This window comes from Methylobacterium terricola (genome assembly GCF_006151805.1).
Classification (GTDB): Bacteria; Pseudomonadota; Alphaproteobacteria; order Rhizobiales; family Beijerinckiaceae; genus Methylobacterium; species Methylobacterium terricola.
In genome coordinates this window covers 305035-326453 of the sequence record NZ_VDDA01000001.1, presented here as the reverse complement: position 1 = coordinate 326453, position 21419 = coordinate 305035, and the positions used below count along the sequence as shown (strand labels likewise).

General features: G+C 70.8%; 23 protein-coding genes. 7 read left to right on the top strand and 16 right to left on the bottom strand.

Features of this window, described 5'->3' with window-relative positions; genetic code table 11:
- Positions 1-19: 19 nt before the first annotated feature.
- From FF100_RS01485 to FF100_RS01480, 3 genes are all read right to left on the bottom strand, one after another.
- Positions 20-391: a hypothetical protein gene (locus FF100_RS01485; RefSeq protein WP_139033787.1), complete on the bottom strand. Its 372-nt coding sequence runs from the start codon at positions 389-391 to the stop codon at positions 20-22.
- Positions 392-679: 288 nt separating this feature from the next.
- Positions 680-808, bottom strand: coding sequence for a hypothetical protein (locus tag FF100_RS38275; RefSeq protein WP_281287238.1), 129 nt, complete (start codon positions 806-808; stop codon positions 680-682).
- On the bottom strand, positions 802-1068 hold the full coding sequence (locus FF100_RS01480) for a hypothetical protein (RefSeq protein WP_139033786.1): 267 nt from the start codon (positions 1066-1068) through the stop codon (positions 802-804). The genes FF100_RS38275 and FF100_RS01480 overlap by 7 nt, the downstream gene beginning before the upstream one ends.
- Before the next feature lie 381 nt (positions 1069-1449).
- Between FF100_RS01480 and FF100_RS01475 the strand changes: the two genes are divergently transcribed.
- From FF100_RS01475 to FF100_RS01460, 4 genes are all read left to right on the top strand, one after another.
- The gene (locus tag FF100_RS01475) at positions 1450-2124 is read left to right on the top strand and encodes a DUF2268 domain-containing putative Zn-dependent protease (protein ID WP_139033785.1); all 675 of its coding nucleotides are present in this window, start codon (positions 1450-1452) and stop codon (positions 2122-2124) included.
- Positions 2125-2339: 215 nt separating this feature from the next.
- Positions 2340-2735, top strand: a complete 396-nt coding sequence (locus tag FF100_RS01470; protein WP_139033784.1) for a carboxymuconolactone decarboxylase family protein — start codon at positions 2340-2342, stop codon at positions 2733-2735.
- Between the two features lie 47 nt (positions 2736-2782).
- Positions 2783-3682 (top strand): NAD(P)-dependent oxidoreductase, encoded by a 900-nt coding sequence (locus FF100_RS01465; protein ID WP_139033783.1) that lies wholly within the window; start codon positions 2783-2785, stop codon positions 3680-3682.
- A gap of 10 nt (positions 3683-3692) precedes the next feature.
- Positions 3693-4502, top strand: coding sequence for an N-acyl homoserine lactonase family protein (locus tag FF100_RS01460; protein ID WP_139033782.1), 810 nt, complete (start codon positions 3693-3695; stop codon positions 4500-4502).
- A 52-nt stretch (positions 4503-4554) separates the two neighbouring features.
- Here FF100_RS01460 and FF100_RS01455 read toward each other — a convergent pair whose 3' ends face one another.
- From FF100_RS01455 to FF100_RS01435, 5 genes are all read right to left on the bottom strand, one after another.
- Positions 4555-5346: a VOC family protein gene (locus tag FF100_RS01455; RefSeq protein WP_139033781.1), complete on the bottom strand. Its 792-nt coding sequence runs from the start codon at positions 5344-5346 to the stop codon at positions 4555-4557.
- A 28-nt stretch (positions 5347-5374) separates the two neighbouring features.
- A complete protein-coding gene (locus FF100_RS01450) occupies positions 5375-7003 on the bottom strand; it encodes an ABC transporter ATP-binding protein (RefSeq protein WP_139033780.1) in 1629 nt (542 codons plus the stop codon).
- Positions 7000-7851 carry an ABC transporter permease gene (locus tag FF100_RS01445; RefSeq protein ID WP_139033779.1) on the bottom strand — a complete coding sequence of 284 codons (852 nt, stop codon included), beginning with the start codon at positions 7849-7851 and terminating at the stop codon, positions 7000-7002. The genes FF100_RS01450 and FF100_RS01445 overlap by 4 nt, the downstream gene beginning before the upstream one ends.
- A gap of 4 nt (positions 7852-7855) precedes the next feature.
- Positions 7856-8833, bottom strand: a complete 978-nt coding sequence (locus tag FF100_RS01440; RefSeq protein ID WP_139033778.1) for an ABC transporter permease — start codon at positions 8831-8833, stop codon at positions 7856-7858.
- A gap of 252 nt (positions 8834-9085) precedes the next feature.
- Positions 9086-10708, bottom strand: a complete 1623-nt coding sequence (locus FF100_RS01435; RefSeq protein ID WP_139033777.1) for an ABC transporter substrate-binding protein — start codon at positions 10706-10708, stop codon at positions 9086-9088.
- A gap of 254 nt (positions 10709-10962) precedes the next feature.
- Between FF100_RS01435 and FF100_RS01430 the strand changes: the two genes are divergently transcribed.
- Positions 10963-11415, top strand: a complete 453-nt coding sequence (locus tag FF100_RS01430; protein ID WP_139033776.1) for a cupredoxin domain-containing protein — start codon at positions 10963-10965, stop codon at positions 11413-11415.
- Between the two features lie 123 nt (positions 11416-11538).
- On the opposite strand, the gene FF100_RS01425 is transcribed toward FF100_RS01430, so the two are convergent.
- The 3 genes from FF100_RS01425 to FF100_RS01415 form a co-directional block, all read right to left on the bottom strand.
- On the bottom strand, positions 11539-12729 hold the full coding sequence (locus FF100_RS01425; protein ID WP_139033775.1) for an ABC transporter permease: 1191 nt from the start codon (positions 12727-12729) through the stop codon (positions 11539-11541).
- A 28-nt stretch (positions 12730-12757) separates the two neighbouring features.
- Entirely contained in the window at positions 12758-13150 is a 393-nt protein-coding gene (locus tag FF100_RS01420) for a DUF4112 domain-containing protein (RefSeq protein WP_139034268.1), read from the bottom strand.
- A 225-nt stretch (positions 13151-13375) separates the two neighbouring features.
- Positions 13376-14533 carry an aminotransferase gene (locus tag FF100_RS01415; RefSeq protein ID WP_139033774.1) on the bottom strand — a complete coding sequence of 386 codons (1158 nt, stop codon included), beginning with the start codon at positions 14531-14533 and terminating at the stop codon, positions 13376-13378.
- A 195-nt stretch (positions 14534-14728) separates the two neighbouring features.
- Here FF100_RS01415 and FF100_RS01410 point away from each other — a divergent pair, with 195 nt between their 5' ends.
- Positions 14729-14992, top strand: a complete 264-nt coding sequence (locus FF100_RS01410) for a GNAT family N-acetyltransferase (RefSeq protein WP_139033773.1) — start codon at positions 14729-14731, stop codon at positions 14990-14992.
- A 31-nt stretch (positions 14993-15023) separates the two neighbouring features.
- Here FF100_RS01410 and FF100_RS01405 read toward each other — a convergent pair whose 3' ends face one another.
- The 4 genes from FF100_RS01405 to FF100_RS01390 form a co-directional block, all read right to left on the bottom strand.
- Positions 15024-15227 (bottom strand): hypothetical protein, encoded by a 204-nt coding sequence (locus tag FF100_RS01405; RefSeq protein ID WP_139033772.1) that lies wholly within the window; start codon positions 15225-15227, stop codon positions 15024-15026.
- Positions 15228-15737: 510 nt separating this feature from the next.
- Entirely contained in the window at positions 15738-16208 is a 471-nt protein-coding gene (locus FF100_RS01400; protein ID WP_139033771.1) for a GNAT family N-acetyltransferase, read from the bottom strand.
- A gap of 406 nt (positions 16209-16614) precedes the next feature.
- Complete coding sequence (locus FF100_RS01395) at positions 16615-18030, bottom strand: M20 family metallopeptidase (RefSeq protein ID WP_139033770.1); 1416 nt, start codon at positions 18028-18030, stop codon at positions 16615-16617.
- A 106-nt stretch (positions 18031-18136) separates the two neighbouring features.
- Entirely contained in the window at positions 18137-18769 is a 633-nt protein-coding gene (locus tag FF100_RS01390) for a 2-hydroxychromene-2-carboxylate isomerase (protein WP_139033769.1), read from the bottom strand.
- A 34-nt stretch (positions 18770-18803) separates the two neighbouring features.
- On the opposite strand from FF100_RS01390, the gene FF100_RS01385 reads away from it, so the two are divergent.
- The gene (locus FF100_RS01385; protein ID WP_171070011.1) at positions 18804-20267 is read left to right on the top strand and encodes an FAD/NAD(P)-binding protein; all 1464 of its coding nucleotides are present in this window, start codon (positions 18804-18806) and stop codon (positions 20265-20267) included.
- A 27-nt stretch (positions 20268-20294) separates the two neighbouring features.
- On the opposite strand, the gene FF100_RS01380 is transcribed toward FF100_RS01385, so the two are convergent.
- The gene (locus FF100_RS01380; protein ID WP_171070010.1) at positions 20295-21389 is read right to left on the bottom strand and encodes a glycosyltransferase family 2 protein; all 1095 of its coding nucleotides are present in this window, start codon (positions 21387-21389) and stop codon (positions 20295-20297) included.
- Between the last annotated feature and the right edge of the window lie 30 nt (positions 21390-21419).

Genomic DNA, 21419 nt, shown 5'->3' with positions numbered 1-21419 from the left:
TCCTGCGAGGCCGCGAGGCTTACTCGCAGACCTCGACCCGCTTGTAGGTGAAGGACTCGTCGTCGAGCCACACCTTGCGGCGCTCGAAATGGCAGATCGGGCCGCGGCGCGGGCGCACGATCACGGTCTCGGGCTCCTCGACATAGACCCGGCGCGGCGGCGGCGCGGCGTAGACCGGCGGCGGCGGGGCGTAGGCCGGGGGCGGCTGCATGCCGTTCATGATCGCGCCGGCCGCGACGCCGCCGAGGACGCCGGCCGCCGCGCCGCCGATGATCGCCGCGCCGACATTGTCGCGCGCCTGGGCCTGGGGCGCTGCGGTGACGAAGAGGGCGGCGACGAGCGCCGCGCCCGCGCCGAGGCGCGGAAGGCCGTAAGAGGTCAGAGCGCGCACGCTGAGGGTCTCCCGAAAGTGTTGGCGCGAGAATGAGAGCGAGTGCTTAACGAAGTGCCAAGCTTGCCGCCCGACCGCACGTCGGACAGCACGGCCCGGGGCCGACGAAAGCCTCGCGCCGTCGGGCCCGAGAGATGATGGCGGTTTGCGGCGATTTCCGGGTATGCCCACGGTTCCGCAGGAGGTGTGTATTTCGGGTGACGGTGGCGGGTCTGGCCCAACCCGGTCTTCCCCTGCGACGAGGGCCGCCCGGTGGGCGGCCCTGGAGGATTACAGGATCATTGAGGATTACAGGGTCATCGGGGCGCTGGCAGTGCCCGCGACCGTCATGGCGAGGCCGCCCGCGAGCACACCGGTCATGCCGTAGGATACGACGCGCACGAGCATCACGTCGCTCGCCTCGGGTCCCCTCAGCACCGGTAGCCGCCGGCGGTCTGGCCGTACTGCTTGACCGGGAAGTTCTGCTGCCGGGCATTGCCCTCGGCGGCCGAGCTCATCGGGCAGGAGCCGTAGAACGGCACGCTGGTATTGGCGCGACCGCCGATCGACCCGGTGGTCTCGACATCGCGGGGCCAGAACGGATTGGCAGGAGCGCGGCCGTCGAACGCCAGGGCCGAGGACAGCGGAGCGGCCCCGAGGACGAGCGCGGTGATGGCGGCGGCGAGGTAGGGTTTCATCTGAAATCGATCTCCATTCATCGGGGATATTTGGCCCTTTGAGCCGTTTACCCCTCGATGATTACAATATATTCGACCGGACAATGCCGTGATGTGTCCCCGCGCACGCGGAAAGATGGAATAAACATCGGGATGCCGTACGAGGGTGGGACGGCTTGATTTTTCACCGGCCACGCTGCCTCTTCGGCAATCGGCGCCGGCTCCGGGTCGACGGGACGGCACGCATCATGTCGGCGTGCGGGATGCGGGGGCACGCGACCGTCCCGCCCGACCATCCGTGGCCGACAAAGATGCCGCGTCCCGCGACGCTCATGACGTAAGGTCCGGCGCGCGCGGTATACTCCCGCCCCATGGCGAGGTCCGCGCTCGGGAAGCGACGCCATGACGGTCGAGATTGTGGTCTTCAACGGTTCGGGCCGCCTGCCGGCGGACCTCGAGGCCGAGATCCGTGCGGGGATCGGCGAGGGCGTGTCCGCTCTTGGTCAGCATCTGGAGCTGGGACGGATCGGGATTGCCGTTCACGTGAACGAGCTCATGGGCTCGGAGGACGGTTTCGGTGGTCTGTCTCTTGCCCCGGACAGTTGCCGGATCTCCGTCGATCCCTACAGCGACATGCTTCCCCGCGTCGCGCGCCCTCGGGCCGCTGCCGTGGCGATCCACGAACTGCATCACGTCCTGCGCATGCGGCAGCCATTCTGGCCTCGCGCCGCCGATATCTGTGCCGGCGAAGCCATCGTCCTGGAAGGATTGGCCACGCATTGCGAGATGTTCCTGGGGCAGGCCGAACCATGGCTCGTTCGCGAGGCGCGCAATCCCCTGACGCATCAGTATTTGCGCGAGATCACGCCCGACGTGGCCGACCCGCGGTCGAATTGGGGCTGGATCTATCGCCGGAGGGAATTGCCGACCGGCACGGCGATCTATCCGATGGGTCACGCGGTCGTCGGCGCCTATCTGTCCGCCGCCGGTACAACGCCCATCGACGCGATCGGCGTCCCCTGGCAGGACGTATGGGCGACATGGAGCGACCTGTCGTCCCGCTCCCTGCGCGGCTGACCGTGTTCGATAGGAGATCCTGCCGCGTCGGCCGGCTTCGGGCAGAGCGCGAAGGGGGTCCGCCACAAGGTTGCGGCGAGCCCGCGGGAGGTTGGCAGGGTGCCGGCCCCGGGATCGGCGGGCCCGAACGTACCCGACATTCGCGGCGAACCCGGTCGATCTCCGCCCTGCGGCCTGCTACCGTCCTGACAAAAGGACGCTCCAGGGAGGACGCGATGGCCGAGAGCGAGCAGTTCGAGAAGGGACTCGAGGTCCGCCGGGCGGTGCTCGGCGCCGACTACGTCGATGCCGGCCTTGCCAAGGCCGACGACTTCATGATGGCGTTCCAGCGCATCACCACCGAATGGTGCTGGGGCTATGCCTGGACCCGCGACGGGCTCGACCGCCGGACGCGCTCGATGCTCAACCTGGCGATGCTGACCGCCCTGTCGAAGCCGGCGGAGCTCAAGCTCCACGTCAAGGGCGCGCTCGCCAACGGCGTCACCGTCGACGAGATCAAGGAGATCCTGCTCCACGCCACCGTCTATTGCGGCATTCCCGCCGGACTCGAGGCGTTCAAGGCCGCGCACGAGGTGCTCAAGGCGGAAGGGGCCATCCCCGACAAGGCGTGACGGCACGCGCCGACGACGTTCCGGGACAGCAGAGGCACGACCCCGTCATGCGCATCGACCGTTCGTCTACCCGCATCGCCTTCCTGGGCCTCGGCAAGATGGGGCTGCCGATGGCGAGCCGCCTCGTGGCGGCGGGGTGGACGGTCGCCGGGTTCGATCCCGCGCCGGCGGCAGCGGACGCCTTCGCGGCCGCCGGCGGCACGGTGGCGTCCTCGGCGCGGGAGGCCGCGGCGGGGGCGGGCGTCGTGGTGACGATGCTGCCGGACGGCCGTGCGGTGCGCGCCGCCCTCACCGGGCCCGACGGGGTGGCGGACCAGCTCGCGCCGGGGGCGGTCGCGATCGACATGAGCTCGTCGGCGCCGGTCGGCACCCGCGAGCTCGCCCAGGAGCTGGCCGGGGCGGGCATCGTGCTCCTCGACGCGCCGGTCTCCGGCGGGGTGAAGCGCGCGCGCGACGGGACCCTCGCCATCATGGTGGGCGGGGACATCACCGCCGCCGCCGCGGTGAGGCCGCTCCTCGAAGCCCTGGGGGCTTCGATTTTCGAGACCGGGCCTGTCGGCTCCGGCCACGCCATGAAGGCGCTGAACAACTACGTGTCGGCCGCGGGCCTCACCGCGGCCTGCGAGGCCTTGCGGATCGGGGCGCGCTTCGGCCTCGACCCCGCGCTGATGACGGACATTCTCAACGTCTCGACCGGCCGCAACAACTCGACCGAGGTGAAGCTGAAGCCCTTCGTGATCCCGAAGACCTACGCGTCGGGCTTCTCGATGGCGCTGATGGCCAAGGACCTGCGCACGGCGGACGATCTGGCGCGCCACGAGGGGATCCCGGCACCGCTGTCGCGGGCCGTCGCGGCCCTGTGGCAGCAAGCCCTCGACGACCTCGGGGCGGAGGCGGACCACACCGCGATCGACGCGTTCCTGGCGACGAGGCCGACTGAAGACTGAGGAGGGGACCGTGGCGGTCTACGAGGTTCTCGCCCTGCGCTACGCGACCCACGCACGCCCCGCCTCCGCGAACCTCCTCGACCCGCCGGAGGGCGGGGACCCGCACGATGCGCCGATGCCCATCGACTACTTCGTCTGGGTGATCCGCGACGGCACCCGCACCGTCGTGGTCGATACCGGCTTCGACGGGCCCGCCTGCGCCGCCTACGGCCGCACCATGGTGCTGCATCCGCTGGAGGGGCTGCGGCGTCTCGGCGTCGATCCGGCCGAGGTGCGCGACGTGATCGTCACGCATCTGCACTACGACCACGCCGGCAACCTGTCGGCATTCCCGAACGCGACCTTCCATCTCCAGGATTCCGAGATGGCCTACGCGACCGGGCGCTGCATGGGCCATGCGCGCCTGCGCGGCGCCTTCGCGGTGGAGGATGTCTGCGCGATGGTGCGCAAGGTCTATGAGGGCCGGGTCGCCTTCGTGGACGGCGATGGCGAGATCGCCCCGGGCGTCACGGTCCATGCCGTGCCGGGGCACACGCGCGGGCTACAATGCGTGCGGGTGGAGACGGCGCGCGGGCCGGTCGTGCTGGCCTCGGATGCGGCCCACTTCTACGCCAACCTCGCCCAGCAGAACCCCTTCCCGATCGTCGTCGACATCGCCGCGATGATCGAGAGCTGGCGTCGGCTCGGGCGGCTCGCGGGCGACCCCGACCGGATCGTGCCCGGCCACGATCCGCTGGTCATGGCCCGCTATCCGCGGCATCCGGCGGCGGAGGTCGAGGCGGTGCTGCTCCACCTGCCGCCGCTGGATCCGGCCACGTGATTCCGTGTCCGCAAGGCCGCGTCCGGGAACGGCATCACGGCGCCATGGCCGCTCAGCCCGCCACGATCGCCAGCCGCGCCCCGTGGGTGAGGGCGAGGTCGAGGTCGCCCGCCGCATCGCCGGCGCGGAACACGGCAGCGACCGGTCCCTCGCCCCGGGCGGCGAGCGCCTCGGCCAGCGCCCCGCCCGTCCCCGCCGGGCTCGCCAGCGTGACGGTGGTGTCGGGCCCGAGCGGCAGGGTCACGGCGCGGGCCGGCCCCCCCAAGATCTCCGCCTCGATCAAAGGCGCCTCGGCCCCGGTGCCGAGCAGCGCGGCGTAGCGGGCGCGCGAGGCCTCGACGTCGCGCACCGCCACCGTGACCGACTTGACCCCGGTGACGCCGTTGTCGTGGCGGCGCACGTCGCCCTCCTGCACGCGCAAGGAGCGGGGCGTGACGTCGCCGCACAGGAACGGCACGTCGGAGCCCGGGGCCCGAGCGGTCTTCCAGTCGAGGCGGGCGCCGTCGGGCCGGAAGCGGCCACCGGGGACCGGATCGGCGATGTCGAGCCCGCGCGCTTGCGCCGCCTTCACGTCGGCATCGATGTCGGAGGGCAGGAGCGCGTGGTCGAGGAAGCCTTCCCCGGCACGGTGATAGACCTCGGACCAGCGGTTGCCGGGCTCCGGCGCCTTGAAGGCGATCAGCTCCAGGTAGGCGCCGTCCGCCAGCACCACCAGGACGTTGTGGGTGATGCCGTTCTGATGCTCGCCGCCGCGGATCACCGTGAAGCCGAGGCGGGAGTAATCGGCGAAGGCGGCGTCGAGATCGGCGACCGCGATGACGAGGTGGTCGAGGGTGAGGGGCATGGATTGTCCTTCTCAGACCGCGGGCGATTCAGGCGGCGGGAACGTGCGGGCGGCCGGGGATCCAGGCGCGGCCGGGCACCGCGTCCAGGAGGGCGCGGGTATAGGCGGCCTGCGGGGCGGCGAAGACCTCGGCGGTCGGGCCGGCTTCGACGACGGCGCCGTCCTTCATCACCGCGATGCGGTCGCAGATCTGGCCGGCGACCCGCAGGTCATGGGTGATGAACAGCATCGACAGGCCGAGCCGGTCGCGCAGGCTGTCGAGCAGGGCCAGCACCTGGGCCTGGACCGAGACGTCGAGGGCCGAGACCGGCTCGTCGGCGACCAGCACCTCCGGTTCCATGGCAAGGGCCCGGGCGAGCCCGATGCGCTGGCGCTGGCCGCCGGAGAATTCGTGCGGCAGGCGGTCCATGGCTGCCGGATCGAGCCCGACGAGGCCGAACAGCTCGCGCGCCTTCGCCAGCGCGTCGCGGCGGGAGACGCCCTGGAGCATCGGCCCCTGCGCCACCAGTTCGCCGGCCCGGCGGCGCGGGTTGAGCGAGGCGAAGGGGTCCTGGAACACCATCTGCACCCGGCCCGCCTGCCCCCGCATGGCGCGACGCGAGAGGGCGGCCAGATCGGTGTCGCCGAGGCGGATCGAGCCGGTATCGGGATCGAGCAGGCGCACGATGCAGCGGGCGAGGGTCGACTTGCCGGACCCGGATTCGCCGACGATGCCGAGCGTCGTGCCCCGCGGCAGCGACAGGCTCACCTGCCTGACGGCGTGGGTGACCCGGGCCCGGCCGGGGATGAGCCCGCCGCCCTTGCGGTAGGTCTTCGAGACGCCCTCGAGCGTCAGGATGGCGGGCGCGGCGGTGCCGGACCGGGCGCGCGGCAGCAGCGGCGGCACTGCGGCGATCAGCGCCCGGGTGTAGGGCGCCCGCGGCCGGTTGAGCACGGCATCGGCCGGCCCTTCCTCGACGAGGCGGCCGGACTGCATCACCGCGACCCGGTCGGCGATCTCCGCCACCACGCCGAAATCGTGGGTGATGAACAGCACGCCCATGCCGCGCCGCGCCTGGATCTCGCGGATCAGCGCCAGGATGCGCCCTTGCGTCGTCACGTCGAGCGCGGTCGTCGGCTCGTCGGCGATCAGGAGCGCCGGCTCCAGTGCCAGCGCCATGGCGATCATCACCCGCTGGCGCTGCCCGCCGGACAATTCGTGCGGATAGGCTCGCAACGCCGCCACCGGGTCCGGCATCCGCACCTCGGCGAGCAGCGCCAGGGCCTTCTCGCGGATCTCGCGGGCACGGAGCGTGGTGTGGATGCGGAACGTCTCGGCGATCTGGTCGCCGGCCCGCCGCAGCGGGTTCAGGGCCGTCATCGGCTCCTGGAAGATCATGCCGATCTCACGCCCGCGCAGGCGCCGCATCTCGGCCTCCGGGACGCCGACGAGGTCGCGGCCCCGGAACAGCACCGCGCCGGCATCGGGCCGCACGCCAGGCGGCAGCAGCCGCATCACCGTGTTGGCCAGGACCGACTTGCCCGAGCCGGACTCGCCGACGACGCACAGGATCTCGTTCTTCGCGACGGCGAGCGAGACGCCGGTCAGCGCGTGGCTGCGGTCGGCCCCCGGCGGCAGGCGGACCGAGAGGTTCTCGATCGAGAGGAGTCCGCTCATGGTGCAGCCTTCACCGGAGCCGGGCCGCGCAGGCGCGGGTTGAGGGCGTCGTTGAGGCCTTGGCCGACCAGCGACACGGCGAGCACCGTCACCAGGATCGCGACGCCCGGAATCGCCGAGACGTACCATTGGGTGCGCAGCACGCCGCGCCCGGCGCCGATCAGGTTGCCCCAGGAGGCGACGTTCGGGTCCGACAGGTTGAGGAAGGCGAGCGCGCTCTCGAGCAGGATCGCCACCGCCATCACCACGCTGGCATAGACGATCACCGGCGGGAGCGCATTGGGCAGGATCTCGCGGGCGATGATGCGGGCATCGCCCATGCCGAGCACCCGGCAGGCCTGGACGAATTCGCGGTTGCGCAAGGTCAGGAACTCCGCCCGGGTGAGCCGCGCCGGGGCCGGCCAGGAGACGAGGCCGATCGCCACCGTGACGGTGGTGATGTCCGAGCCGAACACCGCGACGAGCACGAGGAGCAGCAGGAAGTTCGGCAGGGTCTGGAACGCTTCCGTCACCCGCATCAGCAGGTCGTCGACGATCCCGCCGTAGAACCCCGCCACCGCCCCGACCGCGATGCCGATCGCGATGGCGATCACCGTCGCGACGAGGCCGATCAGCAGCGACACCCGGGCGCCGTGGAAGATCTGGGCGGCGATGTCGCGCCCGCTCGCGTCGGTGCCGAGCCAGACCTTCGGGTTGGCGAAGGGCCATTGCAGCGGCCGGCCGGCGAGGCCGAGCGGGTCCTTGGGGAACAGCACCGGGGCGGCGAGCGCCACCGCGACGACGAGGAGGAGCAGCACGGCGCCGAGAAGCGCCGCCGGGTTGCGCAGATAGCGTGTCACAGCCGCCATCGCGTCAGCGCCCCGCCGCGATGCGCGGATCGAGCCGGCCGTAGATCAGGTCGACCACGAAATTGACCGTGATGACGAGGAGCGCCGAGACGAACACGATGCCGAGCAGGGTGTTGAGGTCGCGCTGCACCACCGATTCGTAGGCCAGGCGCCCGAGGCCGGGCAGCGCGAACACGCTTTCCACCACCACCGAGCCGCCGAGCATCGTGCCGGCTTGGAGCCCCACCAGGGTCACCATCGGGAGGAGCGCGTTGCGCAGGGCATGGTGCACGATCACGCCGGTCTCGCCCAATCCCTTGGCGCGGGCGGTGCGGACATAGTCGAGGCTCATCACCTCCAGCATCGAGGCGCGCATGATCCTGAGATACGTCGCGAGGAACACGAGGGCCAGCGTCAGGGTCGGCAGGACGAGGTGGCGGGCGATGTCGAGGATCCGGGTCAGCCCGGCATAGCCGGCGCCGACCTCCTCGAAGCCGCCGGCCGGCAGCCAGCCGAGATGGATCGCGAACAGCACGATCCCCATCAGGCCGAACCAGAACGACGGCGTGGCGTAGAACATCAGCCCGAAGGTCGAGATCAGCGTGTCGGGCCATTGCCCGATCCGCCGCGCCGCGAGCACGCCCAGCACGATCCCGCCGAGGAAGGCGAGGCTGAGGGAGGCCCCCATCAGGAGGAGCGTCACCGGCAGCCGCTCGGCGATCACCGTCGCGACCGGCTTGCCGTAGATCGCCGACTGGCCGAGGTCGAGCTGGACCAGCCGCCCCAGGTAGCGGGCGAGCTGGGCCGCCGCCGGCAGGTCGAGCCCGTAATAGCGGCGCAGCTCGTCGGCCGTCGCCGGGTCACCGCCGCCCATCTGGGCCATCAGGGCATCGACCGTGTCGCCGGGGGCGAGCTGGAGCAGCAGAAAGAGCCCCGCCAGGATGACGAGGAGCGTCGGCACGCTGGCGGCGAGGCGGCGCAGCGCCAGGAGGAGGATGGTCATGGGTGGGCCCGTCCTGTTTCCAGGGTGGCTCCGGCACCCCTCCCCCCTCTGCGGGGGAGGGTGGCCTGCGGAGCAGGCGCAGCGGGACGAAGTCCCGCCGAGAGGGGCAGCGCGACGCTGATCCAGATGGCGCCCGTCATCATGGTCGCGACTTCTCCGGCAGCGGCGTCCCCTCTCCCGGCCCCCTCCGGGGGCCACCCTCCCCCGCAGAGGGGGGAGGGTTCCCCGTCGCGCGCGTCATCGACGACGATCTCACGCCTCGATCCACGCATCGTGCCAGTCGGCCGAGCCCCAGCGCGGGGTGTTGTGATCGCCGTGCACGCGCGTGCTCGTCGCCGACAGGAAGGTGCGCTCGGTCATCATCCAGACCGGGATCTCGTCGTTCACCGCCTTCACCCACTGGGCGTAGAGGGCCTTGCGCTTCTCCGGGTCGAGCTCGCTCGCCGCCTCGTCGGTGAGGCGGTCGACGAGGTCGGATTGCCAGCCGTACTGGTTGGTCCACGGCGCGCCCTTCGGCGAGCCGGAGCGGTACCAGACCGTGGTCGAGACCGCCGGGTCGCCGCGATACTGGTGCCAGCCGGTGGCGAGATCGAAGTTCCAGTCGCGGTAGACGGTGGAGAGCGCGCCCGCCGTGTCGAGGTTGACGATGTCGACCTTGATCCCCACCGCCTGCAGCGATTGCTGGATGAAGGTGGCGAGCAGCGGCACGTCCTCGCCGTTCATGATCGGGACGAGCTTGAGCGAGAACCGGGTGCCGCCGGCCCCGCGCTTGAACCCGGCCTCGTCGAGGAGCGCCGCCGACTTCTTCGGGTCGAGCGGGTAGGGGGCCGGGTTGCTCGGGTAGAAGGCGGTCGAGGAGGACGGGATCGGTCCGGTCGCCGGCTGGCCGAGGCCGTAGATGAAGTTCTCGATGAAGAACGGGACGTCGATGGCATGCGCGATCGCCCGGCGCACCCGCACGTCGGCGAGCTCCTTGCGGCGGGTGTTGAACTCGAGGGTGTTGTTGAAGGCGTTGGCCTCCAGCCCCTTGCTCGACACGGTGAAGCGCTTGTCCGTCTTCAACCGGTCGAGATCGGCGAGGGCCAGCGCGTTGTAGGTCGAGAGCTGGACCTGGCCGGTCTCCAGAGCCGCCGAGGCCGCCGCCTTGTCGGTGATGAAGCGCCAGACGATCCGGTCGAGATAGGGAAAGCCCTCGCGCCAGTAGGTGGGATTGCGCTCGGCGATGACGTGCTGGCCGCGCTCGTAGGACACGAACTTGAACGGGCCGGTGCCGATCGGCGCGGTGTTGGCCGGGTTCTCCAGCACGTTGGTGCCCTGAAAGACGTGCCGGGGCGCGACGTAGCCGAGGTCGCAGAGCGCCCGCAGCAGCAGGTTCAGCGGCATCGGCCGGGCGTAGCGGAACACGGCCGTGTGCGGATCGGGCGTATCCACCGCCTCCAGGTAGAGCTGAAGCTGGGTGCCGTAGTTGAGGTACTTCTTCCACAGCTCCATCGCGGTGTATTGCACGTCCGCGGAGGTGAACGGCTTGCCGTCGTGCCAGGTCACGCCCTGGCGGAGCCGAAAGGTCACGGTCTTGCCGTCGGGCGTCGCCTCCCAGGAGGTCGCGAGCACGCCGGCCGGCTTGCCGTCCTGGTCGAGGTCGACCAGCGGCTCGACGATCTTCGAGGTGATGACGTAGACGCCGGTCGAGGCGCGGATCGCCGGGTTCAGCACCCGCTGCTCGCCGTTGAGCTGCACCGTCAGCACGCCGCCGCGCCGGGGCGCCTGGGCAGCCCCCTGCGCCATGGCCCGCGTCAGGGCCGCCGGGCTCCAGGCCGCGGTGCCGAGGGCGAGGAGGCCGGCCCGCTTGAGGGCGTCGCGGCGGTCGATGATCATCCCTGAACCCCGTCGTGTTGCGGGCGCCATCCTTGCTGCAACGCAGCGCCGGCGCAATGGACGAAGCGTGGCAATTTCCGCGCCGTGCAGAGATGCTTCGTCTCCGGCGGGCGCGCCCCCGAGAATATTTGTTATCGCCTGGCCATCGCGCCCGGGGGCATCGGGTCGCGGGCCGATCGGGACGGGCGAGGAAACATCGGACGCAACCTGGCGTTCTGGCCTCGACCTTTCTCACCCTCTCCGAGAGGCCCCCGATGACGTTCCCCGCCCGCGCCGCTGCTGCCGCGTTCCTGCTCGCCGCCCTGACCGGCGGAGCGCAGGCCGCCAACGACCTGCCGCCGCCCAAGACCGACGCGATGCCGCCCGTCGAGGTGACGATCACCGCCGAGAACGGCGTGCCGCGCTGCGCCCCCGCCGAGCTGCGCCTGCCGGCCCAGACCAATGTCGACCTGCACGTGATCAACCAGTCGAGCGAGCAGGTCTCGCTCACCGCGCCGCAGATCTTCCAGAACAAGAACGTGCTGCACCACGACGGCGACGTCGTCCACGTGGCGAGCAACGACGCCTATCTGGTCAAGGCCAACGGCAAGGGCGCGATCCGCCTGCGCACCATCGCGCCGGGCGAGTACACCTACGGCTGCACCGCGACCACGAAGCAGGACAAGCCGTTCGAGGGCAAGCTGACGCTGATCGACCCGACGAAGTGAGCTGATTGGATACTGAAGCGTATCAACAACGATACAGCGCGGGATCCCCTCTCCCGCATAGGAGAGGGGATGCTTCCCTGCCTGAGATCGGCGTGCCGACCGTATGGTGTGACCCGTAGGACGTCATCGAAACGATTTCCGCGGATCGAACGCGTCCCGCACCGCCTCGCCGGCGAAGATCAGAAGGCTCAAGGTCACGGCGATCACCGCGAACCCCGTCAGCCCGAGCCACGGCGCCTGGAGGTTCGCCTTGCCCTGCGCCAGCATCTCGCCGAGCGACGGCGAGCCCGGCGGCAGGCCGAAGCCGAGGAAGTCGAGCGAGGTGAGCGTCGTGATCGAGCCGTTCAGCACGAAGGGCAGGAAGGTCAGCGTCGCCACCATGGCGTTGGGCAGGAGGTGGCGGAACATGATGCGGGCGTTGGAGAGCCCGAGCGCCCGGGCGGCCCGCACGTACTCGAAGTTGCGCGCGCGCAGGAACTCCGCCCGCACCACGCCGACCAGCGACACCCACGAGAACAAGAGCAGGATCCCGAGCAGCACGAAGAAGCTCGGCGTGATGATCGACGAGATGATGATCAAGAGGTAGAGCGACGGGATCGCGGTCCAGATCTCGATCACCCGCTGGAACACGAGATCGACCCAGCCGCCGAAATAACCCTGCACCGCGCCGGCCAGCACCCCGATCACCGACGAGACCAGCGCCAGGGTGAGGCCGAACAGCACGGAGAGGCGGAAACCGTAGAGGAGCCGGGCGACGACGTCGCGGCCCTGGTCGTCGGTGCCGAGCCAGTTCCACTCGATGTCGCGGCAGGTCGTGCCGCCGCTCTTCTCCGCCACCGCCTTGCACTGGGCATTGGTGAGCAGCCAGGTCGGGGGGGCAGGAGCCGGAACCGGCAGGTCGAGGTTGTGGGTGTCGTAGGAGAAATGGATCGGCGGCCAGATCGCCCAGCCGTTCTGGGCGATCTCCTTGGCGATCACCGGATCGCGGTAGTCGGTGCGGGCGAGGAAGCCGCCGAACGTCTCCTCCGGGTAGTCGACCACGATCGGGAACAGGATCTCGCCCTTGTAGGAGACGACGATCGGCCGGTCGTTGGCGATGAACTCGGCGAACAGGCTGCCGACGAACAGGACGCAGAACAGCACGAACGACCAGTAGCCGCGGCGGTTCGCCTTGAAGTTCGCCAGCCGCCGCCGGTTGAGCGGCGACAGCCGCCCGGTGCCGGTCGGGCCCGGGAGCGGCAGGCTCACCGGGCCCGCCGCCGGCGAGGTGACGGGAATCGCGTCGAGTTCCGGAGCCGGGGGGCGCTGGTTCATGCGGCGTCCCCCGGTCGGGCGGTGAGGATCAGTCGAGGCGCGTGGCGGTGACGTCGATCACGCTGGGCTTCAGCGCGCCGCTGCGCTCGAGGTGGCGGCGCAGCAACTGCACATTGCGGCGATTGGCCTTGAAGGCGGCATCGAACAGGTCGCCGACCAGCGGCACCGCACCGATCACCCCGTCGATCGCCACGTTGGCCGCCATGCGGGCGATCAGCCAGCGCGGCGCGCCGAGGCGGCGGGCCTCCCAGACGATGTAGGACGAGATCGCCGTGGTGATCGCGTCGCCGATCACCGGGATCAGGCCGACGATCGCGTCGAGGCCGATGCGCCGGTTGCCCGGCAGCAGGATCGCGGTGTCGAGGACATGCGCCAGCAGGTCGAGCCGCGCCATCACCTGCTCGGGCGTCGAGCCCGCCATGGCCTGGCCGGCCCTGGCGCGCAGGCCGAGCGTGTCGTCCTTGAAGTCGGTCGCCTTGTAATCGGTCGCCTTGTAATCGGTCCCTTGCCCGAACGCCCCGGCCCCGAAGGGCGGGACATGGCCGGCCGTCTGCGAAGAGGTCATCCCGGGGCTCCGGAGCGGGTGCGTGGTGCTCATGAACCAGGATGTGGCCCCGGCCCCCCTGTCCGACAAGGAGCCCCCGCATCAGGCGGCGCGCCCGGGCGCGAGGCCGCGCAGTCGCTCGAGGGCGCGGTCGAGGGTGTCGTCGCGCTTGGCGAAGCAGAACCGCACGATCGTCCGCACCGGCCGGTGGGCATAGAAGGCGCTCACCGGGATCGCCGCGACGCCGTGCCGGCGCACCAGCCGCTCGCAGAAGGCGACGTCGTCGCTCTCGCCGAGGGGCGCGATGTCGAGGTTGAGGAAGTAGGTGCCGGCGGAGGGCAGCACGCTGAAGCCGAGAGCGCTCAGGCCGCCGGCGAAGCGGTCGCGCGCCCGGGCAAAGTCGGTGCGCATGTCCTCGAAATAGGTGTCGTCCTTCGAGAGGCCGTAGGCCACCGCCGCCTGGAGGTTCGGCGGCGTGGTGAAGGTGAGGAACTGGTGCGCCTTGGCCAGGCCCCGCATCAGGTGGGGCGGCGCCATCACGAAACCGACCTTCCAGCCGGTGAGGGAGAAGATCTTGCCCGCCGAGCCGATCTTCACCGTGCGCTCGCGCATGCCCGGGACGGCCATCAACGGCCGATGGCGGCGGCCGTCGAAGACGACGTGCTCCCAGACCTCGTCGCAGAGCGCCACCGCGTCGAAACGCTGGCAGAAGCCGGCGAGCAGCTCCAGGTCCTCGTCGGGGAAGATCGTGGCCGACGGGTTGAGCGGGTTGTTGAGCAGCACGACCTTCGTGCGCGGCGAGAAGGCGGCGGCGAGGGCATCTTCCGTGATCCGGAAGTGCGGCGGGGTCAGGGTGACGAAGCGCGGCACGCCGCCGGCCCGGCGCACCAGCGGCAGGTAGGCGTCGTACATCGGCTCGAACAGCACGACCTCGTCGCCGGGTTCGATCAAGGCCATCAGGGCGCCGGCCAGGGCCTCGGTGGCGCCCGAGGTCACCATCACCTCGGTGTCGGGGTCGAGATCGAGCCCCTGCCAGCGGGCGTAGTGCTGCGCGACGGCCCGGCGCAGCTCCGGCAGCCCCATCATGGGCGGGTATTGGTTCCAGCCCTCCACCACCGCCTCGGCGGCCTTGGCGCGCACGTCGGCCGGGCCGGGATCGTCGGGGAAGCCCTGGCCGAGATTCACGGCGCCGGTCTCCCGGGCGAGCGCCGACATCACCTCGAACACGGTGGTCGGCAGGTCGGCAAAGATGGGGTTCATGCAGCGGGCGACGGGTTCGAGGGCGGGACCGGGCCTCGCTACCACGCCGGGAAGCCGGACGGAACCGAGCGGCGCGGGCCCGCGATCCCGGGGCGGAACCGCCTTGCGCCTCCGCGGCTTGCCGTCTCATGCTCGTGCCTGGGGGAATCCCTGCCCGTCGAGTTCCCGCCCGTCGAACGCCGGAAGAAGGCCCCCATGCGCGACAACCCGGAGCGGAGCCGGTTCGAGCTCGAGGTGAACGGCGAGGTCGCCTATGCCGATTACCGCCGCCAGCCCGGCACTCTCGTCATTGCCTACGTCTACGCGCCGCCCGCCTTGCGCGGCACCGGCACCGCCGACCGGCTGATGCGGAGCGTGGCCGAGGCGGCGCGGGCGGAGGGCGTGCGCCTCCGGCCGCTCTGCGGCTACGCCGCGTCGTGGCTGCGCCGCCACCGCGAGCACAGCGACTTGCTGAGCTGACGCGTCGTCGACGACGCGCGCGACCATGCCGTCACTGGAACGCGGCTCGTCCCGACGCGGCATCCGATGACTGCGCCTGTCCCGCCAGTTCCAAGGCGTCCCAGAGGCTGTTTTGGCGGGAGATCGAGGTTTCCAGCGAGACGGGCGAGCGCCGGCCCATGGCGGCGGGGCCGGCGCCGTCGCCGGTCCGGCTGTCGAGGGCCGCGGTGATCGCCCGCACCAGGTCGGGATCCACGGCAGTCCGGGCCCTCGTTCGCGGCGGGCCCGAATCGGCGCCCGATGCCGGGGCGACCATCGGCGCGGACGTGTCCGGGGGAGCGACGGCGCCTCGCGGCGACGCCTGGAGCGCGAACAGCGCGTCGAACGTCGACGGCGACATCGTCACGGCTGCGGGCGTCGAGGATGGCTCGGGCCTGGCCGGGGGCTGAGCCTCCGGCGGGGCCGGACCAGCCTTGGCGGGAGGAAACCGGACGATGTCCGGTTCGTGAGGATCTGCCCCAGCAAGGACGCACTCGTGACGATCATGACCCGTTCCGTTCCCGCGAGCGACGGAGCCTTCGGGCCGGTTGCCGCATTGCGGGTGCAGGCGCCTCCATCGGGGACGACCCTACGGAGGGAGATCTGTCCTCATGGTGGGGCGCATCGGTAGCATTTGAGGCAAAGGGCGGAATCGCGGGGGCGGCGGGCGGATGCGCTATGGTCGAAACCTCATCAGGTTGACCATGCAGGGAGCTGCTTCCGACATTTAGGCTCCCTTCGTTGGCCTGAGGAGCGCTCGTTCCATGATTATCGTCCGCTCATCGCCATGGTAGCTCTCGCGCACCGCCGTGAACCCCAGCTTGGCGTAGAATTTTTCGGCCGTCACGGATGAAGGCACAGTGAGTGCCGCGATTTCCTGCTCGACCGCTTCCATCTCGACCGCGGCCATCAAGGCTTTCCCGATTCCAATGCCTTGATGCTTTGGAGCAACGAAGACCGTCCGCACTACGCGGCCATCAAGGCTTGCCGTGCCGACGATACCATCCTCCCCCTCGGCAACGAACACGAGGCGCTTTGTCAGCAACTCGAATACTGACACAGGTGAGAAACCCTGCTCGACCCGCGCAATTACTGCTTCCGAATAATCTTTTGCGTTGGTTTCACGTAGAGCGGCGATGACGATGCGACTGATATCATCGGCGTCGTTTGAAGTGGCAGGCCGGATTGTAACCTTCACGTGCGAGGTCTCCTTCGCACCCTCATCCTGACACTGTCACGGTCCGCTTTCCACTCCTGGCAGATCCTCGCACAGTGAGTCTGATTGGGTTTTTACCGCAAGGCCTGTGGTCTTCAGTCCTGAAACACCAAGAGAAACAGGGCTGTCTGGGGTAACATCGAATCAAGCATACGGAGCGGATCCCCCCTCTCCCGGCCGGGAGAGGGGCCGGGGGTAAGGGTGACACGCTTCCGTGTAAGGCTCGAACTGTCGTGCTGGCAGCGGAACGGTTCAGTCTTCTTGCGGCACCGTCTCCACCCTGCGCGGTCTTCGATCGCGGGATCCCCTCTCCCATCCGGGAGAGGGGATCCCGCGATCGATTTTCAAAAGGGTTTTCCCCGGACAGCCCCGCGGCCCCCGCCGCGTCTCACCCCGCCATGTCGAGCGGCGGCGCCAGGTCCGCCGGCAGTGGGCTGACATAGGGTGTGCGCCGTAAGCGCTCGGCGTGGTCGGCCTTGGCGCGGGCGAGCAGGTCGGGGTCGCGCAGGACGTCGACCGCGGTGCCGGCCATCGCCTTGGCGACGTGGATCATGCCCTTGTGCGCCGCCGGGGTCTTGCCCTGCGCGGTCATCTGCCAGGAATGGCCGGGGGTGCCGATGGCGTAGGTGGCGCCGCGGGCCTGCACGGTCGGCACCGCCCAGCTCACGTCGCCGACATCGGTCGAGCCCATCATCCGCTCGCCGTTGGCGCCGAGCGGCACCACCGTGTCGCAGAGCGGCGCATCGGTCACCGGCACGCCGAACCGGCGATGGGCCGAGACGATGTCCTCACGGGTCAGCGTCGCCCGGATCTGTTCCGCGAAGGCGCGGTCCTCGGCGTCGAAGGGCGGCGGGCCGAGCCGCATCAGGTTGGCGTGCAGCGCCTGCTCCAGCGGCGGGTTCGCGAGCAGGTTCGACATCGCGCTCACCACCCGGCTCGTCACGGTGGTCTCCGTCATGAGCGCCGCGCCTTCGGCGATCCTGCCCACCCGGGCCGCGAGGTCGAGGAGGGCGGGCAGGTCGGCGGCGCGCACGAGGTAGCGCACGGTGGCGCTCGCCTGGACGACGTTCGGGGCGATGCCGCCGGCATCGAGATAGGCGTAATGCACCCGCGCATCGCTCGGCATGTGCTCGCGCAGGTAGTTGACGCCGACATTCATCAATTCGACCGCGTCGAGGGCCGAGCGGCCGAGATGCGGGGCCGCCGCCGCATGCGAGGCCTTGCCGGCGAAGCTGAAGTCGATGAGCTGGATCGCCAGCGAGACCGGCTCCCAGATCGACACGAACGGCCCCGGATGCCAGGTGATCGCGACGTCGACGTCCTTGAAGACGCCGTCGCGGACCATGAAGGTCTTGGCGGCGCCACCCTCCTCGGCCGGGCAGCCGTAATAGCGCACGCGGCCGGGCAGGCCTTCCTGGGCGAGCCAGTCCTTGACGGCGGTGGCGGCCAGCAGCGCGCCGGCGCCGAGCAGGTTGTGGCCGCAGCCGTGGCCGGCGCCCTCGCCCGGGCGGGGCCGGTGCTCGGCGATGCCCGCCTCCTGGCTCAGGCCCGGCAGGGCGTCGTATTCGCCGAGGATCGCGATGACCGGACCGCCCGCGCCGGCCTCGCCCATCATGGCGGTCGGCATGCCGTCGATGCCCTCGGTCACCCGGAAGCCGTGGGCGCGGAGCATCGCGGTGTGCTCGGCCGCCGAGCGCACCTCCTGGAAGTTCAGTTCCGGCATCTCCCAGACCCGGTCCGAGAAGGCCGTGAACGCCGCCGCGTGCGCCTCGACGTGCCGCCAGATCGCCTCGCTGTTGTGCATCTTTCCTCGCCCATCCAGGGGCATTGTTAGGCTCTGCCCCACCCCTCCTTGTCGCATGATGGAGGCCGGGCGCCATGCACCCGGCTCTGGCCAGGCCTGCGTGAAGTCAGCCCCTGTCCCGGGCGGCGCGCCGCGCCAGCGCCCGGTCGACGAAGCCGAGCCGGTCCTGGCCCCAGAACAAGTCGCCGTCGAGCACGATCGTCGGCGAGCCGAACACGCCGAGGCGCTCCGCCTCCTCGCCGTTGCGGCGATACTGGGCCTGGACCGCCGCGCTGCCCTCGGCGGCGACGAGCGCCGCGCCGTCATAGCCGTTCTCGTCGGCGATGGTCCGGCGCGTGTTGGGATCGGCGATGTCGCGCTCCTCGGCCCACAGGGCCCGCAGGATGGCATGCGAGAGCGGGAAGGCGTCGAGCCCGGCGAGTTGCGCCGCGATGACGGTCCAGCCGGCATGCTTGTTCCAGTTCGGCGCCGGGTTCTCCATCGGGTAATGCCGGGGCGTCACGGTCAGCGGCAGGCCGAGATAGTCGCTCCAGCGGGCGAGCTCGACGGCATGATAATCGCGACGCGGCTGCGGCCGGGTCCGGATCGGCACGCCGCCGGTCTTCGGCACCACCTCCTGGAAGTCGAACGGCTTCAGCACCAGCCGGGCGCGGTGGCGGCGCACGATGTCCTGAAGCTGCGGCCCGCCGAGATAGGACCAGGGCGAGGACAGGCTGTAGAAGCAGGACAGTTCGACCATCGGGACCTCCGGGACGGGCATGCAAGGAACGGGCATGGATATCCACCAGGACGCCGCAGCCGTGAAGGGTCTCACGGCCCTCGCCTCCGAGGTGCGCCGCGACCTCGCCCGCCTCAACCACCCCCCCGCGCCCTGGACCCTGCCGGTCATCGGCCCGGACGGGCGCCCCGCCCTCGACGTGCTGGTGGTCGGGGCCGGGATGTGCGGCCAGACCGCCGCCTTCGCGCTCCTGCGCGAGGGCGTCGCGAACATCCGGGTGATCGACCAGGCGCCGCGCGGCGCCGAGGGGCCGTGGGGCACCTTCGCCCGGATGGAGACCCTGCGCTCGCCCAAGCATCTGACCGGCCCGGATCTGGGCATCCCCTCCCTCACCTTCCGGGCCTGGTGGGAGGCGCAAAGCGGCGAGGAGGGCTGGCGCACCCTGTACAAGATCCCGCGCCTCGACTGGCTGCGCTACCTCTTGTTCGTGCGCGACACCGTCGGCGTGCCGGTGGAGAACGACACCCGCCTCGTCCGGCTATGGCCGGCGGACGGGCTGATCGGCGCCGCGATCGAGGGGCCGGGCGGCCCGGAGACGGTCCATGCCCGCAAGGTGGTGCTGGCCTGCGGCCGCGACGGCTCGGGCGGGCGGCGGATGCCGGCCTTCGCCCGGGGCGGCGAGGGGCGCCTGTTCCACTCCTCCGACCCGATCGACTTTTCGCGGTTCCGCGGCGGCCGTGTCGCGGTGCTCGGTGCCTCGGCCTCGGCGATCGACAACGCCGCGACGGCGCTCGAGGCCGGCGCCGCCGAGGTGACCCTGTTCGTGCGCCGGTCGCAGTTTCCGCAGGTCAACAAGTCGAAATGGGCCGCCTTCCCGGGCTTCCTGCGCGGCTACGCCGCCCTCGACGACGCGCGGCGCTGGGCCTTTACGACCTTCATGATGGGAGAGGGTACGCCGCCACCGCACGAATCGGTCCTGCGCTGCACCCGCCACCCGAACTTCGCGGTGCGGTTCGGCGAGGGCTGGAGCGGGATCGCGGAGACACCGGACGGGCTGGTGGTCGAGACCGCGCAGGGACGCTACCCGGTCGACGCCGCCGTGGTGGCGGTCGGCTTCGACATCGACCTGACGCGCCGGCCGGAGTTGGAGGCGTTCCGGGACGCGGTGCTGACCTGGGGCGAGCGGGTGCCGGCGGCGGAGGCCGAGGCGCATCCGGACGCCGCGCGCTTCCCCTATCTCGGCGACGGGATGCAGATGCTGGAGCGGGTGCCGGGCCAGCTGCCGGATCTGGGCCTGCTGCACGTCTTCAACTGGGGCGTCACCCTCAGCCACGGGGCGCTGGCCGGCGACATCCCGGGCCTCGGCATCGGGGCGACGCGGCTGGCCCAGGCGCTGGTGCGCGACCTGTTCGTGGCACAGGCCGACGCGCATTTTCCCCGCATGGTGGCGCATGAGGACGCGGAACTGGAGCCGACGCCGTTCTTCGTGCCGCGGGGGGAGCGGCCTCCGAGCGGATGAGCCTCCGGTGCGGGCCTGCCGCCATCGTCACGCCCCGTGCTGCTCGATGATCCGCAGCTGGATCTCGGGGTAGCGCGCCACGATCTCGTCGGCCGGTGCGGTGAAGATCGTCCGCTGGAGGGCGGCTGCGCGCAGCACGCCGCGGAGCTGGGGCAGCGCGAAGCGGCGCGACAGCAGGTCCTTGGCGAGTTCCGCCACGAGGCGGCGCAGCAGCAGCCGGCGGTACTGCGCCCGCTTCACCGCCAGCATGCTCGAATGGCGCTTGAGGAAGAAGGCCAGGTTGAGGAGCTGGAGCGTGATCACCGTGTCGCGCGGCAGGCGGCCGGCCGAGATCTGGAAGTGGTGCAGCCGCGCGCGCCGCGCCAGCACCAGGGCGCCGTGGCGCGCGATGCGGTGGCAGAAATCGGCATCCTCCAGGGCCGCGTAGTGGCGCAGGCTCGGGTCGAACGGCTCGCGCCGGGCGATGTCGGCCCGCACCGTGAGGGCGAAGCCCGAGATGCTGCGGACCGGAACCGCATCGTCCGGCGAGACGCCGGCGGGGAGCGCGAGCGGCGGAAAGCTCACGCTGTCATAGGGCACGAAGGTCTGCTCGTAGCCCATCATCAGCACGTGCCGGTAGACGAAGCGGCCCGCCGCCGACCGCGCGAAGGCGGCGCCGAGCCCGCCGCGGGCATGGCCGGTGACCTTCAGGCTGAAATCGCGCGTGCGGGCGGTGGGGCTCTCCTCGACCCCGCAGGCGCCGACCGCCGCGATCGTCCCGGCCTCGTCGCCCTCGTAGACGGCGAGGATCTCGGCCGCGCAATCCTCGTACATGAACGAGTCGTCGTCGATCAGGAAGACGATGTCGGCCGAGACCAGCGCGATCGCCTGGTTGCGCTGCATCGTCAGCGACTTCGTCGCCGCGTGCTGGTACTGCAGGTCGAGGCCCGACGGCCGGACGAGGGCGGCGACCCGGTCGCGGTTCGCCTCCCAGTCGTCGCCGGCATCGACGACGACGATGCCGACCGGCGGCCGCGACTGCCGCAGCGCGAGGCCGATGCACTCCGCGAGCGCCTCGCCGCGGTGGCAGGTCGAGACGGCCAGGGCCCAGGACAGGGACGGCGACAGGCGGGAGGGTGACATGCTGGCGGCATCCGCTCGCGGGCCGGGACG